Annotated in this window: 11 protein-coding genes; 4 read left to right on the forward strand and 7 right to left on the reverse strand. The window is 33.1% G+C overall.

All coding sequences use genetic code 11. The features are described from left to right. Positions 1-95 precede the first annotated feature (95 nt). Together DFQ10_RS11605 and DFQ10_RS11610 are read left to right on the forward strand one after the other, a co-directional pair. Positions 96-1,970: a DUF294 nucleotidyltransferase-like domain-containing protein gene (locus DFQ10_RS11605; RefSeq protein WP_115817598.1), complete on the forward strand. Its 1,875-nt coding sequence runs from the start codon at positions 96-98 to the stop codon at positions 1,968-1,970. Position 1,971: 1 nt separating this feature from the next. Next, a complete protein-coding gene (locus tag DFQ10_RS11610; protein ID WP_115817599.1) occupies positions 1,972-2,634 on the forward strand; it encodes a 3'-5' exonuclease in 663 nt (220 codons plus the stop codon). Positions 2,635-2,709: 75 nt separating this feature from the next. On the opposite strand, the gene DFQ10_RS11615 is transcribed toward DFQ10_RS11610, so the two are convergent. Continuing rightward, positions 2,710-4,341, reverse strand: coding sequence for an isocitrate lyase (locus DFQ10_RS11615; RefSeq protein WP_115817600.1), 1,632 nt, complete (start codon positions 4,339-4,341; stop codon positions 2,710-2,712). Between the two features lie 84 nt (positions 4,342-4,425). Continuing rightward, positions 4,426-6,024 (reverse strand): malate synthase A, encoded by a 1,599-nt coding sequence (gene aceB / locus DFQ10_RS11620; RefSeq protein ID WP_115817601.1) that lies wholly within the window; start codon positions 6,022-6,024, stop codon positions 4,426-4,428. A 121-nt stretch (positions 6,025-6,145) separates the two neighbouring features. Here aceB and DFQ10_RS11625 point away from each other — a divergent pair, with 121 nt between their 5' ends. Next, a complete protein-coding gene (locus DFQ10_RS11625) occupies positions 6,146-7,624 on the forward strand; it encodes a helix-turn-helix domain-containing protein (RefSeq protein ID WP_115817602.1) in 1,479 nt (492 codons plus the stop codon). On the opposite strand, the gene DFQ10_RS11630 is transcribed toward DFQ10_RS11625, so the two are convergent. Further along, positions 7,625-8,281: an HAD family hydrolase gene (locus tag DFQ10_RS11630; RefSeq protein ID WP_115817603.1), complete on the reverse strand. Its 657-nt coding sequence runs from the start codon at positions 8,279-8,281 to the stop codon at positions 7,625-7,627. Positions 8,282-8,406: 125 nt separating this feature from the next. Between DFQ10_RS11630 and DFQ10_RS18595 the strand changes: the two genes are divergently transcribed. Further along, positions 8,407-8,574 (forward strand): hypothetical protein, encoded by a 168-nt coding sequence (locus DFQ10_RS18595; protein ID WP_181897627.1) that lies wholly within the window; start codon positions 8,407-8,409, stop codon positions 8,572-8,574. Between the two features lie 340 nt (positions 8,575-8,914). On the opposite strand, the gene acs is transcribed toward DFQ10_RS18595, so the two are convergent. From acs to DFQ10_RS11650, 4 genes are all read right to left on the reverse strand, one after another. Next, a complete protein-coding gene (acs, locus tag DFQ10_RS11635; RefSeq protein WP_115817604.1) occupies positions 8,915-10,822 on the reverse strand; it encodes an acetate--CoA ligase in 1,908 nt (635 codons plus the stop codon). A 73-nt stretch (positions 10,823-10,895) separates the two neighbouring features. After that, positions 10,896-12,791: an acetate--CoA ligase gene (locus DFQ10_RS11640; RefSeq protein ID WP_115817605.1), complete on the reverse strand. Its 1,896-nt coding sequence runs from the start codon at positions 12,789-12,791 to the stop codon at positions 10,896-10,898. Between the two features lie 3 nt (positions 12,792-12,794). Continuing rightward, positions 12,795-13,013, reverse strand: a complete 219-nt coding sequence (locus tag DFQ10_RS11645) for a hypothetical protein (protein ID WP_115817606.1) — start codon at positions 13,011-13,013, stop codon at positions 12,795-12,797. Between the two features lie 72 nt (positions 13,014-13,085). Then, positions 13,086-13,451 carry a response regulator transcription factor gene (locus DFQ10_RS11650; protein ID WP_115817607.1) on the reverse strand — a complete coding sequence of 122 codons (366 nt, stop codon included), beginning with the start codon at positions 13,449-13,451 and terminating at the stop codon, positions 13,086-13,088. Between the last annotated feature and the right edge of the window lies 1 nt (position 13,452).

Raw genomic sequence — 13,452 nt, forward strand, 5'->3', positions numbered from 1 at the left:
CAGAGATTAAAGAAATCACATTTTAACTATATCATTTTAGCATAAATATGAAATAATTCATAATCAATAATTCATTTTTTAACTAACTTGCTAGAATGAACACCATTGCAGAACGGATATATGATTTTTTAAAAGACTTTCCTCCTTTTAATATGTTAGACAGAAATCAGCTATTCTCTATTTCCGAAGCTGTAGAAGTTGGGTATTTTGAAAAAGACCAAGCTTTATTTAAAATTGACCAACCAATAGAGAATCACTTCTATGTGGTTAAAAATGGTGCCATAGGCTTATATACTGACCAAGGAATTATTGTTGATGAATGTGATGAAGGTGATATTTTTGGACTAAGAGCTTTACTTAGAAAAGACAATTATATTTTAGATGCTATTGCCATAGAAGAAAGTATTGTATATTCAATTTCTTCAGAATTATTAGAGGAATATATTACCACGAATTCTGAAGCCAGTCGGTTTTTAATGACAAGTTTTATTTCTAATACCAAACAATTAGAATCTGATACCTCAACTATAGTTTCATCAGAATTTACAAATTTACAATCTGTAGATTATTCTAAAAACCCTGTGACCTGTACTATTGACACCACAATACAATCTGCTGCTCAAACAATGACAGACAAACGTATAGGTTCAATAATTATAGAAAAAGACGCTAAACCTATCGGCATTATAACAGATAAAGATTTACGCATAAAAATTGCGACAGGTCGCTTTTCAATTTCAGAATCAGTTTCTAAAATTATGTCGTCACCTGTAATTACCTATCCAGAAAGCACCACTGTAGCCGAAGCACAAATTGCGATGCTGAAACATCAAATAACCCATTTATGTATTACGGAAGATGGCACAGCTAATTCTAAATTAACAGGCATTTTATCTGAACACGATATTATTGTTTTAAGAGAAAATAGTGCTTCCTCTTTAGTCAAAGAAATTAAGCGTAGTAAAGACATTCTGCAATTAAGAGAGATTAGAGCGCAGGCAGAAAAATTATTAAAACGGTATTTAGAACAAGATTTACCAATAGAGTTTGCGGCTAAATTAATCTCAACAATTAACGATGTTATTACTCAAAAAATAATAGACTCAGCGATAATACAACAAGGCACTAATCCTCCAACAGAATTTGCTTGGTTAGCTATTGGAAGTCAAGGCAGACAAGAGCAATTGTTAATGACAGACCAAGATAATGCTTTAGTTTACGAAGATGTTTCTGACGATAAAAAAGAAGCGACTAAAACATATTTTTTAAACTTAGCAAAGCAAATTAATAAAGACCTAGAAACGGTTGGGTTTGAATTATGTCCGGCAGATATGATGGGAAGCAATCCTAAATGGTGTTTATCGGTTTCAGAATGGAATCTTCAGTTTAACAGATGGATAACAATGCCAGACCAAGACAACTTAATGCTCTGTACTATTTTCTTCGATTATGAACATGTTTATGGCAGTAAAACGCTTATTGAGAAACTGTCTCAAAGTATTTTTAAAAGTATTGAAAACCATGATATATTTTTAACCTACTTAGGACGAAACGCATTGCAAAACCCACCACCTTTAAGTTTCTTTAGACAGTTTTTAGTTGAAGAAAGTGGTGAGCATAAAAATCAATTCGATATTAAAGCGCGCTCCATGATGCCTTTGGTAGATGCTGCACGATTACTTATTCTATCGCACAACATTAAATCAATAAACAATACTGTAGAACGTTTTAAAAAATTAGTAGAATTAGAACCTCAGAACAAAGACATTTATTTATTCTGCATAGAGGCGTACAAAGACTTGCTGTGGTTTAGAACCGAACAAGGTTTGCATAATTCTGATTCTGGAAGATTCATTGATGTACAATCGCTAAGTAAACTAAATAGATTAAAACTTAAACGCAGCTTTAAGGCTGTAAAACTTGTACAAGAACTTATTCAAACCCGATTTAAACTTTCTCAATTAATGTAACATGAATTGGTTTAAACGAAAAACGTATCCTGAATTTTGGCAGAATTATGTGGCGAATTTTAAAGAGAGTAAACACCATAAATTAAAAGATATTCGGTTTATTGTATTTGATACTGAAACCACAGGTCTCAACACAAAAGAAGACCGTATTTTATCTATTGGTTGCGTTGGCATTGAAAATTTTAAAATTAAAATTGCTGACCAATTAGAGTGTTACGTGATGCAAGAGCATTTTAATGCAGATACGGTAAAAATTCATGGTTTACTAAAAGAAGGAACGTTGTCTAAACTTGAAGAAGAGGAAGCAATTATTCAATTTTTAGATTTTGTAAAGAACGCTGTTTTAGTGGCTCATCATGCTGCTTTTGATGTTACTATGATTAATAATGCTTTAAAACGAATGCAACTGCCTAAACTTAAAAACAAAGTATTAGACACAGGACATCTATTTCAAAAAACAAAATTAGATACCACTAAAGAACATTTTGGTTTAGATGAACTTTCAAAACGATTCAACATTCCGTTACACGACAGACACACAGCTTCTGGTGACGCCTATATCACAGCTGTTTTATTTTTAAAACTACTTGCTATTTTAAATAAAAATGATGATTTAACTTTAAAGGACTTGTTGCGCTCTCACAAAAGAATTGGCTTGTTATAAAAAAAGACACACTCCATAAAGAGTGTGCCTTGACCTAACTAATTTAAAATAAATAATTCAGATTTATTTTACCGTTTAAGCAACAATGCTTAGTTTTTTATTTGCTTTTGATTTGTTAGAATCTGAGCCAAACTGATTAGACGTATTATTTTCTCCTCCTGCTTTTAGAGCTTTTTCACCTGCAAAGAATGTTTTATGGTCATCACCTAAATCAGAACCTGCCATTCTTTGATGTTTTACACAAGACACATTTTTTCTAATCTCTTGTCGTTGCACACCTTTTACATAAGCCAACATACCTTCTTCTCCAAAATAACCTTCGGTTAAATCATTCATATGTAACGCTGTTGTATGATAGGTTGGTAATGTAATTAAGTGATGAAAAATACCAGCTTCTCTCGCGCCATCCATCTGAAAGGTCTTAATTTTCTCATCTGCTCTATGGCATAATTCTGAATGGTCATATTGCGCATCCATTAAATTATTTCTATCATAAGCCGTCATGTTTTCACCCTCAGCAAGCATTTCATCAAATACTTGATTACGGAAATTCAAGGTCCAGTTGAATGATGGTGAATTATTGTAAACCAATTTAGCATTTGGTACCACTTCTCTAATTCTGTTTACCATGTGTGCAATTTGCTTCACGTTTGGTGTTGGTGTTTCAATCCATAATAAATCTGCTCCATTTTGTAAGCTGGTAACACAATCTAAAACTACACGGTCAATATTAGAACCATCTTTAAACTTATACAACCCATTAGCTAATCTTATAGGACGTACTAATTTACCATCGCGCTTTAATAAAACATCGTCTTGTTTTGCATCTTCAATCGCTACTTCTTCTGCATCTACAAAAGCTAAGTACTGAGATGCTAAATCACCTGGTTCTTGGCTTACAGGTAACTTCTGAGTTAAGCCTGCTCCTTCAGAATCTGTTCTGGCTACTATAATTCCGTCATCAACACCTAATTCTATAAACGCATAACGCACTGCATTTAATTTAGCTACAAAATCTTCGTGAGGAACCGTTACTTTTCCGTCTTGATGTCCACATTGTTTAGCATCAGACACCTGATTTTCAATCTGAATAGCACAAGCACCTGCTTGAATCATCTTTTTAGCCAATAAATACGTTGCCTCCTCATTACCAAAACCAGCATCAATATCTGCGATGATTGGAACGATATGCGTTTCGAAATTATCTATTTCATTTTGAACATCTTCTCCATTTTCTAATCTTCGGAATAAATCATTTAGTTCTATCGCATCTGCTTGACGTAAGAAATCATAAATTTCTGCAATAAGTCCAGGAACAGCCGTTTTCTCATGCATTGACTGGTCTGGTAATGGTCCAAATTCTGAACGTAATGCTGCAACCATCCAACCAGAAAGGTATAAATAACGTTTACTTGTTGTTTTGTGGTGTTTTTTCACTGCAATCATTTTTTGCTGCGCCACAAAACCATGCCAGCAACCTAAAGATTGTGTGTAATTTGATGAATCTGCATCATAAGCTGCCATATCTTCTCTCATTATAGCAGCTGTATATTTTGCAATATCTAAACCAGTTCTAAATTGATTTTGAGCTACCATTCTGGCAGCACTTTCAGGATTAATAGCATTCCAAGTTTGTCCGTACTTTGCTTTAAGGTCTTTTACGGTTTGTAATGCAGAACGATAGTTACTTTGTCCTAAATTTTTCATAATTTTGTTTTTGATTATTAAGGTTATTCCAAATTTTGATAATTAGGTCTCGTAATCTATTCCAGTAGTTACGAGACATTTTTTTTATATTAATTGATATGCTGAAAGTGTTAAAAACTCTTCGAATTCTTCTTGAGTTACCAATCGCTTAAAAAGTGCAATCGCTTCAGAAAATTTGGTGTTTTTTATTTTTCCTTCACCTACTTCTCTTATTATTTTTTCGACTTCATCATCAAACAATTCATCGAATAAAGCTTTATTGAAGATTCTTCCATCTTCTAACAACACTTCGTTTTTTAACCATTGCCAAACTTGTGTTCTCGATATTTCTGCTGTTGCAGCATCTTCCATTAAGTTATAAAGTGCTACTGCACCATGACCTCTTAACCAAGCTTCGAGATATAGAATACCAACATTTATATTTTTTCTTACACCAGCTTCTGTAATAGTTCCTTTAGGTATTTCTACTAAATCTGCTTCAGTGACAACAACGTCTTCACGCGTGTTAAAAATTTGATTTGGTGTTGGCATATATTTATCAAATTCCTGCATTGCAACCTCTACTAAAGCAGGATGCGCCACCCAAGTACCATCATGTCCATTTTTGGCTTCACGTTCTTTATCTACTCTTACTTTTTCGAGCGCGGCTTTATTAGCTTCAGGATTATTTTTAATAGGAATTTGTGCTGCCATTCCACCCATTGCGTGGATTCCTCTTTTGTGACATCTCTGAATTACTAAATTAGAATAAGCAGCCATAAATGGTGTTTCCATAGTCACTTGGTCTCTATTCGGTACCACGAAACCTTCATGATTTCTAAACTTTTTGATGTATGAAAAAATGTAATCCCAACGTCCGCAGTTTAAACCTACAATATGGTCTTTAAGCTCATAGATATATTCGTCTAATTGAAAACTTGCCGTAATAGTTTCAACTAACAAGGTTGCCTTAAAAGTTCCGTTTGGAATTTGCAAATAATTTTGAGCAAACTCAAAAACATCGTTCCACCAACGCGCTTCTAAATAGTGTTCTAATTTTGGTAGATAGAAATAAGGTGCTGAATTGTTTTCCATTAAGGCTACAGAGTTATGAAAAACATATAGTCCAAAATCGAACAAGCTACCAGACATTTCTTCGCCATTTACTAATATATGACGCTCATTTAAATGCAAACCTCTTGGTCTTACAATAAGTACAGCGGTTTCATCATTAAGTTTATAATGCTTTCCTCTTGAATTATCAACTAACTCAATGGTTTTTAAATTAGCATCAATTAAGTTTTGTTGCCCTTCTAAAGTGTTCTTCCAACTCGGTGCATTGCTATCTTCAAAATCTGCCATAAATGTTTTGGCACCAGAATTTAAGGCATTGATGACCATTTTGCGATCCACAGGACCTGTAATCTCTACGCGACGATCTAATAAATCGTCAGGAATAGCAGCTGCTGTCCAATCAGATTCTCTTATAGATTTTGTTTCAACAGGAAAAGATGGAAAACCACCTTTATCGAAGTCGAGTTGTTGCTGCTCTCTTCTTTCTAATAAAGACAAACGAGAAGCATTAAATTTTTCTTGCAATACTGTAAGAAACTCTAGAGCGTCTTCAGTTAAAAGATCTGGATAGAAATTAGTCACCTCTGGTGCGAATTTCATTTTTTGTTGTGTTGTTACTGAAATTTCCATGCTGTAGTTTTATTTGATGAAGCAATGTTACAACCTATTTTTCAAAAAAACAAGCGAACGTTCGCTAAATATTTAAATTCGCTATTTATGAAAGTTCGCAAATTATAGTATATTTGCCATTATGGAACAAGATTATATAAAACTTATATTTGGATTAAAACTTAAGCAAATCCGTACAGACAAAGGACTTTCGCTATTTGGATTGTCTAAATTATCTGGACTTTCAAAATCGTATTTAAACGAAATTGAAAAAGGAAAAAAATATCCTAAGCCAGATAAAATTGCTGCATTATCCGAACATTTAGATGTTCCATACGATGAAATGGTGTCTTTAAAGCTAGATAAAAACCTAGCTCCTATTGGTGAGATATTACAATCTAAACTTCTAAAAGAGATTCCGTTAGAGCTATTTGGAATCCAAGAAAGTACAATGATTGATATTATCTCTAATGCACCAGCAAAGGTGACAGCATTTATTAGTACTATTATTGAAATCGCAAAGAACTACAACTTTAGTAAAGAGAGTTTTTACTTAGCTTCTGTGAGGTCATTTCAAGAAGCCAACAACAATTATTTTGATGACTTAGAACAAGCGGTTTTAAAATTTGCAAAAACCTACCAAGTAGACCTCACCAAACCTTTAAAGTCTGTTGAACTCGAAGAAATCCTTATTGAAGAATACGGTTATACAATAAACACTACCGAATTAACATCGCATACAGAATTAGATAATTTACGTTCCGTATTTGTTCCTAAAACTAAAACTCTCCTACTAGCCAGACATATAGATGATGCACAAAAAACATTTATATACGCTAAAGAAATTGCTTATAATTATTTAGAAATTAGCGAACGCCTTTATACTTTCTCCTGGATTAAATTTGAAAATTTTGACCAAGTGTTAAATAACTTTTATGCGTCTTATTTTGCAGGTGCTTTAATTATACCGAGAGCGAGTTTGGTTGCCGATTTGAAAGCTTTATTTTCAAAAAAATCATTTAAAACTAAAGATTTTGAACGCATTATTAGTAATTACAATGCTTCTCCAGAATCTATTTATCAAAGATTAACCAATATTTTACCAAAAGATTTTAATCTTAAAAGTTTATTCTTCTTAAGATTTTCGCATCAAAAAGGCTCAAATCACTTCAAATTAAATAAAGAATTACATTTATCTAAACAGCAGTCACCACATGCTAATGAAACTAATCAGCATTATTGCAGACGTTGGGCTTCTCTAAAAGTGCTAGAGCAAATTAGTAAGAGCAACAAACCTCATGAGTTTGATATACAAGTTTCTAATTATCCCAATGAAGGAAAAAGCTATCTCGTATTATCTTCTGCTACCTCAGATCCTTTTGTTTCTAATAGTTATAGAAGTGTAAATATTGGAATTCAAATTAATAGTCAGCTTAAACGCAAAATTAACTTTGCCGAGAGTGCTTCAATTCCTAAAGCACAAGTTGGTGTTACATGCGAACGTTGCGTAATTAGTGATTGCGAAGTTAGACAAGCACAACCAACTAGTATTATGTCTGCTCAAAAAGACGCAAAAATTGCAGATGTTGTAAATAAAATTCAAGAAAAATACAGCAAATAACTACGAAATAATATTTACAATTTTAGAATAACTAATTTCTTCAAAACTAGAAACGACTTTATTTGCTAAGGAATAATCTTGACCAGAAGAATGTTTACTTTTAAAACCTGTACAAAAGATTCCGGCTGAATGTGCTGCTTTTATACCATTAGTAGAATCTTCAATTACCATACATTCCGATTTTTTAAAACCCGTAAATTCTGCGGCTTTAATAAATATTTCGGGATGTGGTTTAGACTTCTCTAAATCGGCTCCACTAAATTTACCACTGAAATATTGATTAAGATCAAAACGTTCAAAAATTTGCTTAATTCCAAGCATTGATGCAGAAGAAGCCACAACCAAAGTAACATCGTTAGCATGGTAATCCTTTATTCGCTCTAAAACACCATCTATTAATTGCAAATCTCCATTTTCAAAGAAAATCTTATAATGCTCGCGCTTTAAGCTTACTAAGTACTCTGGTGTTTCATTTAAATTAAAATGATCCACTAAACGTTTACATATATTTATTGTTGATTGCCCTGTAAATGAAGCATACAAGTCCTCGTTTACATCGATAGAAACATCGTTAAACATTTGATGATACGCTTTTCGGTGTAATGGCTCTGTATCCACGATTACTCCATCCATATCGAATAAAACAGCTTTTAGCATAGTAATATTTTAATTTATTACGAAGATAAAAAAGTAAATGACATTGCAGAGCAGAAGAACTTACAATGCCATTAAGTATGTATTAAATTATGCTTAGTTTTGCTTTTTAATTTATCTTAAAAAAGATGGCAAAGAAAGGACAAGAAAAAAACACAGCAAACAAAGCCAAGCACAGTAAATTGATTGCTCAGAAGAAGAACAAACAAAAATCTAAATCTGAAGATCGTAAAGCACGCCTTAAAGCCATTGTTGAATTAGCAAAAGCTAAAAAAGACACTTCAGAAAACGCTTAGTCGTTTAACCAAGTAATTACTTTATTATCTTCTAAAGTATTCCATTACAATATCACTTTACTGAATCACTTAGATTCCACATCCTAAATTCTCAACATTAACAGCGTAGTACTATTTTATGTTGATGCTAAAATTTTTGAATCTTGAATATTAAAATCAATTAGAACCTAGTCTTGTGATAGATCTTTTATATTAAAAAAAAAACACGAAGAGAAAAACAATGACTAATCTTGAATTCATATCATACACATTTAAAATATAATAAATGGGTACAAAAAAATATGAACTAAAGACTATTTACTGAATCTCTTCGTGATTTAATACTAGTTAAATCTAAATTTTACTTCACATTATCAATAATATCTTGAACCACTTCAGGATTTAACAATGTACTTGTATCTCCTAATTGATCCGTTTCATTACATGCAATTTTTCTAAGAATACGACGCATAATTTTGCCACTTCGTGTTTTAGGTAAACCATCTGTAAATTGTATTTTATCTAATTTAGCGATTGGCCCAATCTGCTCGGTTATAATCTGATTAATTTCCTTACGTAAATTATCATGATTTCTATATTCACCTGTTTCTTTTAAAGTAACATAACCATATAAAGCATTTCCTTTAATATCATGAGGGAAACCAACAATAGCACTTTCTGCCACAGCTGGATGTTCATTTATAGCATCTTCAATTGGTGCTGTACCAAGATTATGCCCAGAAACAATAATAACATCATCTACTCTACCTGTTATTCTATAATACCCAACCTCATCACGTAATGCGCCATCGCCTGTAAAATACATATTATCATAAGCTGAAAAATAAGTATCCTTATAACGTTGATGATTTCCCCAAATAGTTCTTGCCATACTTGGCCACGGGAATTTTATACACAAACGACCATCTACTTGATTTCCTTTAATTTCTTGCCCATGCTCATCCATCAATGCTGGCTGAATCCCGATAAATGGAAGTGTTGCATAGGTTGGCTTGGTAGGTGTCGCAAATGCGATTGGCGTAATCATAATACCACCAGTTTCCGTTTGCCACCACGTATCTACAATTGGTGATTTCTTTTTACCTACATTATCATCGTACCAGTGCCAAGCTTCTTCATTTATAGGTTCTCCAACGGTCCCTAACACCTTTAAAGATGATAAATCATGTTTTTCTAAATGCTCTACACCTTCTTTTGCTAAGGCTCTAATAGCAGTTGGCGCAGTATAGAATTGATTAACTTTATGTTTTTCTACAATTTCCCAGAAGCGCCCAAAATCTGGATAACTAGGCACACCTTCAAACATCACTGTTGTGGCACCATTACATAATGGTCCATAAACAATGTAACTATGGCCTGTAATCCAACCTATATCTGCTGTACACCAATACACATCTTGTTCTCTATATTGAAATACATTTTTAAACGTATAAGCTGTATACACCATATAACCCGCTGTGGTATGCACCATCCCTTTTGGTTTCCCAGTAGAACCTGAGGTATAAAGAATGAATAATGGATCTTCTGCATCCATAATTTCTGGTTCACAATCGTGATATGCTTCATCTAACAAAGGTTGTAACCAGTGATCACGACCTTCTTTCATGTTAATTACAGAATTGATTCGGTTTACAACCAAAACATTAGCTACACCTTCACAGTCCTCTAATGCTTCGTCCACAATACCTTTTAAATCTATGGTTTTTGAACCACGATAAGACCCATCAGAAGTAATTACTATTTTACAATCACTATCATTAATTCTTGTAGCCAATGCTGTAGATGAAAATCCTGCAAAAACGACAGAATGTATGGCACCAATTCTTGCACAGGCTAATACTGAAATTGCCAATTCAGGAATCATTGGTAAATAAATACATACACGATCTCCTTTTGCGACTCCTTTTTCTTTTAAAACATTAGCAAACCTACACACGCGCTCATGTAATTCTCTATAGGTTATATGTTGCGCTTGTTCATCTGGACTATTGGGTTCAAAAATAATAGCCGTTTTATCACCTCTTGTATACAAATGCCTATCAATACAGTTTTCTGTAATATTAAGCTTTGCTCCTTCAAACCATTTTACTTCTGGTTTTTTAAAATCCCAACTTAATACATTATCCCATTTTTTGCGCCACATAAAATGCTCTTCAGCAATTTCTTCCCAAAAATTCTCTGGGTTTCTTACGGATTTACGGTAAACTTGATAGTATTCTTCTAAATGTTTTATGTGATAATTACTCATAATCTTGTTGTTTATTATTTATTAAACATGCTGTAAGATATTCGCATGCCGTTAATCTAATTTCTACTTTATTTTATTTATGAATTCCAATAAAATTGGCTTGATATACTGATTTTATTTCATCTATAATTTTTACATCATCAATAGTTGAAGGAATATTGTATTGTTGCTCGTCTGCAATATTTCGAAGTAATTTACGAAGAATTTTTCCACTTCGCGTTTTTGGCAACCTATTTACAACAAGCACATCCCTAAATGACGCTACTGCACCTATTTCTTTACGCACATCTTGAATAATCTCTTTTTGAATTAATTGATTATCCGAAAGTTCTCCAGACTTTAAAACCACTAAACCAAGTGGTTTTTGACCTTTAATTTCACAGTGTACTCCAAAAACTGCACACTCTGCAACTGCTCTATGTGAGGCCACAATCTCTTCCATCTCTGCTGTAGACAATCTATGACCTGCTACATTAATAATATCGTCTACACGACCCGTTATAAAAACATAACCATCTTCATCTTTGTAGCCACCATCTCCAGAAAAATAAAAACCAGGAAATCGATTTAAATACCCAAATTTAAAACGATCAGGATTTCCCCACAAATTAGTTAAAGTTCCTGGAGGCAAAGGCAATTTTACGGTAACAAAACCTTCTACGCCAGCTTCTACCTCCTCACCTTCTTCATTTAAAATTTGTATATCATAACCACACACAGGAAAACCTGCAGAACCTGGTCGTACTTCTTGTAAACCAACACCAACCATATTTGCTAACATTGGCCACCCACTTTCTGTTTGCCACCAATGGTCTATAACTGGAACATTAAGTTTTTCTTCCGTCCAAGTTAAAGTTGCCACATCACAACGTTCACCAGCTAAGAATTGATATTTTAAACAAGACAAATCAAAACGCTTAAGCATATGACCCGTAGGATCTTCTTTTTTAATTGCCCTAATTGCTGTTGGTGCCGTAAACATCACTTTTACGTTATGCTCACTTATTACACGCCAGAAAGTTGAAGCATCTGGAGTTTTTATAGGCTTGCCTTCAAAAAGAATAGTGGTATTTCTATTTAACAAAGGCCCATAAACGATATAACTATGCCCAACAACCCAACCAACATCACTTGCTGCCCAAAACACATCTCCTTCGTCTAGTCCATAAATATATTTCATTGAGAATTTTAATGCCGTAGCATAACCACCTGTATCTCTAATAATTCCCTTTGGAGTACCAGTAGTACCTGAAGTGTATAAAATATAAGACGGATGGATAGACGCAACCGAAACCGCATCAATAGCTGTGGACTTTTCTACTAACGTCGTATAATCTACATCATAATCTTTCTTTGGGATTTCTACATCTAATTTTCTATCAAAAACAATAACATGTTCGGGCTTGTTTTTCGCCTGAGAAATTGCTTCATCCACAAACGGCTTGTATGGAATAATGCGCTCTATTTCAATTCCGTTAGATGCCGTAATTATTGCTTTAGGCTTACAGTCATCTATACGAATAGCTAACTCATGTGGAGCAAAACCACCAAATACAACCGAATGTATTACACCAATTCTTACACAAGCCAACATAGCATATAATGCTTGTGGAATCATTGGCATATAAATAATACAAGTGTCACCTTTTTTTAGCCCTAAACTTTGCAATCCACCAGCCAGTTTAGCAACCTCATGATGTAATTGATTAAAGCTAATATGTTCTTTTGTATTTGTTACTGGAGAATCATAAATGATTGCATTTTGCTCACCAAAACCATCATTAATATGCTTATCTATACACAAATAACTTAAGTTAAGTTGCCCATCTTCAAACCATTGATTATAATCATATTTATCTTTAGACAGAATTGTTTTTGGAATTTTAAACCAATCTAATTGCTGCGCTTGTTGGTCCCAAAATTGTTCTGGAGATTGAATACTTTTCTGATAAAATTTTTGATATTTCATAACTTACTTTTTATTAGAATTAAGTAAGCCAAACCAATTAGGATTAAGAATATTGAGCTTAATAAGCACCCAAATTATCACCACAAAACAAATACCCATAACTATAGATAGCATAGGGCTTACGTTGGTAATATTCTCATACTTAAACCTCAAGAATAGCGTTGCAATAACATAGATACTAATTATAATATCTGACGCTAAAGGATTGATGCGTAATTTCATGTCTTTAAACTTTAATTAAACTTAGTTTGTTTGCACACAAAACCAATTTAATAAAAGACTTAAAGAAGACTCTTATTTTATAAGTTCCAGAATTTCTGAAACTATTTTTTTTACCGAAAAAGGTTTGGTTAAATATTTATCTGCTCCAAGTTTTAAACCCTTTTCAATATCTGAAGCTTTATTTTTTGCAGTTAAAAAAACCACTTTGGTATCTTTTAAACTGTCTGTTTTTTTTATGTATTCTAATGTTTGATATCCATCTACATTTGGCATCATAACATCTAACAATATCACATTAGGAATATGATGTTTTAATATCTCTAAAGCCTCACTTCCATCTCTTGCTATAAACACCTCAAAATCTTGTTTTTTGAAAGTGTATTCTAACGACATTACAATATTTGGCTCGTCGTCAACAATTAAAATTTTCTTCCTCATA

This window comes from Winogradskyella eximia (assembly GCF_003386165.1).
Taxonomy (GTDB): domain Bacteria; phylum Bacteroidota; class Bacteroidia; order Flavobacteriales; family Flavobacteriaceae; genus Winogradskyella; species Winogradskyella eximia.

Bases quoted from the DNA above. Each gene is read 5' to 3' on its own strand.
- DFQ10_RS11605 (WP_115817598.1), top strand. From the start codon at position 96: ATGAACACCATTGCAGAACGGATATATGATTTTTTAAAAGACTTTCCT.
- DFQ10_RS11610 (WP_115817599.1), top strand. From the start codon at position 1,972: ATGAATTGGTTTAAACGAAAAACGTATCCTGAATTTTGGCAGAATTAT.
- DFQ10_RS11615 (WP_115817600.1), bottom strand. From the start codon at position 4,341: ATGAAAAATTTAGGACAAAGTAACTATCGTTCTGCATTACAAACCGTA.
- aceB (WP_115817601.1), bottom strand. From the start codon at position 6,024: ATGGAAATTTCAGTAACAACACAACAAAAAATGAAATTCGCACCAGAG.
- DFQ10_RS11625 (WP_115817602.1), top strand. From the start codon at position 6,146: ATGGAACAAGATTATATAAAACTTATATTTGGATTAAAACTTAAGCAA.
- DFQ10_RS11630 (WP_115817603.1), bottom strand. From the start codon at position 8,281: ATGCTAAAAGCTGTTTTATTCGATATGGATGGAGTAATCGTGGATACA.
- DFQ10_RS18595 (WP_181897627.1), top strand. From the start codon at position 8,407: ATGGCAAAGAAAGGACAAGAAAAAAACACAGCAAACAAAGCCAAGCAC.
- acs (WP_115817604.1), bottom strand. From the start codon at position 10,822: ATGAGTAATTATCACATAAAACATTTAGAAGAATACTATCAAGTTTAC.
- DFQ10_RS11640 (WP_115817605.1), bottom strand. From the start codon at position 12,791: ATGAAATATCAAAAATTTTATCAGAAAAGTATTCAATCTCCAGAACAA.
- DFQ10_RS11645 (WP_115817606.1), bottom strand. From the start codon at position 13,013: ATGAAATTACGCATCAATCCTTTAGCGTCAGATATTATAATTAGTATC.
- DFQ10_RS11650 (WP_115817607.1), bottom strand. From the start codon at position 13,451: ATGAGGAAGAAAATTTTAATTGTTGACGACGAGCCAAATATTGTAATG.